This window comes from Streptomyces sp. KR55, from assembly GCF_052245645.1.
Classification (GTDB): domain Bacteria; phylum Actinomycetota; class Actinomycetes; order Streptomycetales; family Streptomycetaceae; genus Streptomyces; species Streptomyces flavusporus.
Genome location: NZ_JBQQCE010000694.1, coordinates 1 through 3,574, shown reverse-complemented (window position 1 = coordinate 3,574; position 3,574 = coordinate 1). Strand labels below are relative to the sequence as shown.

The following is a 3,574-nucleotide window of genomic DNA, read 5'->3' as shown; positions in this document are numbered from 1 at the left end:
GCGAGACTCCGCCTCGCCCGGTCCGTACGACGAGCCCGCTGATGACCCGCGGCTTTGCGATGCGCGGGACGGCGGGGGGTGCGGCGGTGGCGGTGGTGCCTGGCTTCCGTACGGTGCTCACAGCATGACCAGCTTTCGGCGGCGGCACAGCGCGATGAACAGAGGTGCACCGAGGAACGCGGTGACGATTCCGACCTGGATCTCGCCCGGCGCACCGAGCACCCGGCCCAGGACGTCCGCGCCGATCAGCAGCACGGGCGCGAGGAGCATGGAGTACGCGAGCACCCATCGCTGATCCGGGCCAACGATGAAGCGTGCCACGTGCGGTACGGCGAGGCCCACGAAGCTGATCGGGCCGACCGCGGCGGTGGCGGCGCCGCACAACAGCATCACCGCGACGGCGCCCAGCACCCGGGTCCGGCCGACGTTCACGCCCAGCGCGCGTCCCATCTGGTCGCCGAGGGCCAGGGCGTTGAGCGAGGGGGCGAGTACCAGGGCGATGAGCAGCCCCACGGCGACGAACGGCAGGACGACGTACACCACGTTCATGTACCGGCCCGTCAGCGCGCCCACCGTCCAGAAGCGGAACTGGTCGAAGGCCCGCGGCTCGAGCAGCAGCACGGCCGAGCAAAAGGCGTACAGCACGGCCGTCACCGCCGCTCCCGCGACGACCAGCCGGTCGGGCGTGGCCAGCTTCCGCCCGGAGGAGCCCAGCAGGTAGACCACCACCGACGTGAGGGCCGCACCGGCGAGCGCGAACCATATCTGGCCCAGCACCGATCCCACCCCGAGGTAGGCGATGGCCAGGACCACGCCGGTGGCGGCGCCCTGGCTCACGCCGAGCAGACCGGGGTCGGCGAGCGGGTTGCGCGTCAGGGCCTGCATCAGCGCGCCGGACAGCCCGAGGGCCGATCCGACGAGCAGTCCGAGAAGGGTGCGGGGGATGCGGTAGTCGTGGATGATGACCGAGTTTTCCGACCCGTCAGGGTGCCACAGCAGGCTCCATGTCGAGGTGAACGGGATGCCTCTGGTGCCCACCCACACGCTGACCAGTCCGATGAGGACGAGGGCGCCGAGAGCGAGGAGCAGTCCCGCGCCGCGGAGCGCGGCCACGCTCCGCCGGGTTGCGGGCACGGCTGGACCGGTGACCTCGGTCCCGGGCACCGCCTGGGCTTCGACCGACAACGACAACTCCCCCTGGCGGCGGCTCGCCATGCTCGCACCGCGTCACCGGACAGCGCGACGCACGAACAGCGGAATGTTACTTAGGTGAGGCTAACCGCACGTCAACGGCCGGTCAACGCACAGGTATTGCACGTCACGGGGAAGGGGTAGACCCCGGAGGACGCCGCACAGGTCTGGACTGACGGGCAGCTTATTTAGAGTAGCCTCACCTAACCATCTGACCATCGGCGGAGGTACCGCATGCCGGCTGGAGGACCGACGGGGGGACACGTCCTCCGTGGAGCGATCAGAGCCCAACGCCGCCGCCTTGTGGCGGCATCCCTGCTCGGCATGGCCCACCAGGGGTGCGAGGTCATGGTGCCCTTGGTCATCGGCGTGATCATCGATGAGGCGGTGGCCACGGGCTCCGCCGGAACTCTGCTGCGCTGGCTGCTGATCCTCGCCGCCGTCTTCCTCGTCCTGTCCACGTGTTACCGGATCGGCGCCCGGATCACGGACGGCTCGGGCGAAGAGGCCGCGCACCGGCTCCGGCTCCAGCTCGGTACCAGGGTGCTCGATCCGCGCGGCGGCGCCGACGCCGACCGGCTGCCGGGCGAGTTGACGAGCGTCGCCACCAACGACGCCCGGCGCGCGGGCCTGGTGGTGACCCTGGTGCCGTACGGCGCCGCGGCCCTGGCCGCCCTCGCGATCAGCGCGGTGGCGCTGCTGCGCATCTCGGTGCCGCTCGGCCTGCTCGTCCTGCTCGGCATACCGCCCCTGCTGTGGCTGGGCCACCGCATCAGCCGCCCGCTGGAACAGCGCAGCGAGACCGAGCAGGAACGCGCCGCCCACGCCTCCGGCGTCGCCGCCGACCTCGTCGCCGGGCTGCGGGTGGTCAAGGGCATGGGCGCCGAAGCAGCCGCTGTGTCCCGGTATCGGCACACCAGCCAGGACTCGTTGGCCGCCGCGCTGCGTGCCGCCCGGAGCCGGGCCGGACACGAAGGTGCCGTCCTCGCCCTGACCGGCGTCTTCATCGCGGCGATCGGGCTGGTCGGCGCGTACCTGGCCATGCGCGGCAGCATCAGCGTCGGCGATCTGGTGGCGGCGGTGGGACTCGCCCAGTTCCTCCTCGGGCCGTTCCAGCTGCTGACCTATGTCAACGCCGAGTTCGCCCAGGGCCGGGCGTCGGCCCGCCGGATCGCCGAGGTGCTGGCGGCACCCGCTGCCGTGGAACCGGGCGGCGCCACGCCTCCCGACCCGGTCGCCGGCGAGATCCGGCTGCGCGGTGTCGCGCTCGGTGCGCTGCGCGGGATCGACCTCGACATCGCGGCCGGAAGCCTCACCGGCATCGTGACCAGGGACCCGGCCGCGGCGGGCAATCTCCTGCACTGCCTGGCCAGGGAGACGGATCCGGTCGAAGGCGTGATCGAGCTCGACGGCGTGCCCCTCGCCGACCTGGACCCCGACGATCTGCGCCGTATGATCCTGGTCGCCCCCCACGACGCGGACCTGTTCGAAGCCAGCCTCCTGGACAATGTCCGCGCCGGAGCGGAAACGGCCACAACGGACGTCGAACCGGCCCTCACCGCATCGGCGGCCGACGACGTGGCCCGACAGCTTCCCGACGGCGTGGACACCGTGCTCGCCGAACGCGGCCGCTCCTTGTCCGGCGGACAGCGGCAACGCGTCGCGTTGGCCCGCGCACTGGCCGCCGAGCGCCCCGTACTGGTCCTGCACGACCCGACCACCGCGGTGGACACGGTGACCGAGTCCCGGATCGCCGCCCGGCTGCGGGACATCCGCCGCGGACGCACCACCATCCTGGTCACCACCAGCCCCGCACTGCTGGCGGTGACCGACCGGGTCGTGGTGCTCGACGACGGCACGGTCACCGCCGACGGCAGCCACGCCCAACTCGTCGCCGCCGACGAGACCTACCGTGCGACGGTGCTGACATGACGTCCGAGTACGGCACCGAGGTGAGCGCCATGGAACGGCCCGACGAAGGACGGACCCAGACGACGATGAGCGAAGCCGGCCCCGCAGCGAACCGCGCGCTTCTGCCGACCGCCACCGGCGCGGAGACCCTGGCCGCACTCCGCGCCCTGCTGCACGGCCACCGCCTCCTGGCGGTGACGGCGCTGGGCGTACTGGTCGTCGGCACCGGCATCGGCCTGCTGACGGCTCCCCTGCTCGGGCACGTCGTCGACCTGGTGGTGGGGCGGGCGGGTACGGATGTCCTGGTGCTGCCGACGGTCCTGCTCATCTCGGTCGCCCTGGCAAGCGGTGCGGCCACCGCCGTCGGCAGCGCGCTCGTGGCCCGGCTGGGCGAGAGCATGCTCGCGGCTCTGCGGGAGCGGTTCATCGAGCGGGCCCTCGCGCTGCCGCTGGAGCGTGTGGAGGCGGCCGG

General features: G+C 72.3%; 2 protein-coding genes and 1 pseudogene. 2 read left to right on the top strand and 1 reads right to left on the bottom strand.

Annotated features, from left to right (window positions below):
* Positions 1 to 117: 117 nt before the first annotated feature.
* Positions 118 to 1,215, bottom strand: coding sequence for a FecCD family ABC transporter permease (locus ACTWQJ_RS48490; protein WP_443312750.1), 1,098 nt, complete (start codon positions 1,213 to 1,215; stop codon positions 118 to 120).
* Positions 1,216 to 1,425: 210 nt separating this feature from the next.
* On the opposite strand from ACTWQJ_RS48490, the gene ACTWQJ_RS48485 reads away from it, so the two are divergent.
* Both ACTWQJ_RS48485 and ACTWQJ_RS48480 read left to right on the top strand, forming a co-directional pair.
* Positions 1,426 to 3,123 carry an ABC transporter ATP-binding protein gene (locus ACTWQJ_RS48485; protein WP_443312749.1) on the top strand — a complete coding sequence of 566 codons (1,698 nt, stop codon included), beginning with the start codon at positions 1,426 to 1,428 and terminating at the stop codon, positions 3,121 to 3,123.
* Positions 3,120 to 3,574 (top strand): annotated as a pseudogene (locus ACTWQJ_RS48480) (ABC transporter ATP-binding protein); the annotation flags it as partial. The gene ACTWQJ_RS48485 and the pseudogene ACTWQJ_RS48480, both read left to right, overlap by 4 nt.